Origin of the sequence: Planktothrix paucivesiculata PCC 9631 (genome assembly GCF_900009265.2) — a bacterium.
GTDB classification, from domain to species: domain Bacteria; phylum Cyanobacteriota; class Cyanobacteriia; order Cyanobacteriales; family Microcoleaceae; genus Planktothrix; species Planktothrix paucivesiculata.
The window spans coordinates 1-293 of record NZ_LR735045.1; the positions used below are offsets into that span (position 1 = coordinate 1).

Annotated in this window: 1 pseudogene; it reads right to left on the reverse strand. The window is 41.0% G+C overall.

Features of this window, described 5'->3' with window-relative positions:
- Positions 1-175 precede the first annotated feature (175 nt).
- A pseudogene (locus PL9631_RS25530) lies at positions 176-293 on the reverse strand (IS5/IS1182 family transposase); the annotation flags it as partial.

The window sequence follows — 293 nt, forward strand, 5'->3', positions numbered from 1 at the left end:
TGTTGGAGCCACTCCACAAATCGAAAGGAAATCGCTGTGCGAAAGGCTTCAAGGGCATCAACAAATGTGTTTAAAGGTTTGTTAGCCCATCGACGCCTTAATCCTCCGGTTAAACTATGCCAGAGAATAGACCTCTTGCAAAAAAAATCTATGCTATAATGCCCAACTTTCACTTTCAGACTAAGAGTGTCAACTCATAATTATAAATGGCTGACAACAAATTACAACGAAGACCATAACGGCGACGACGATTTCGATAACGACTCGATAAGATCCTGAAAATTTTGAGGCTC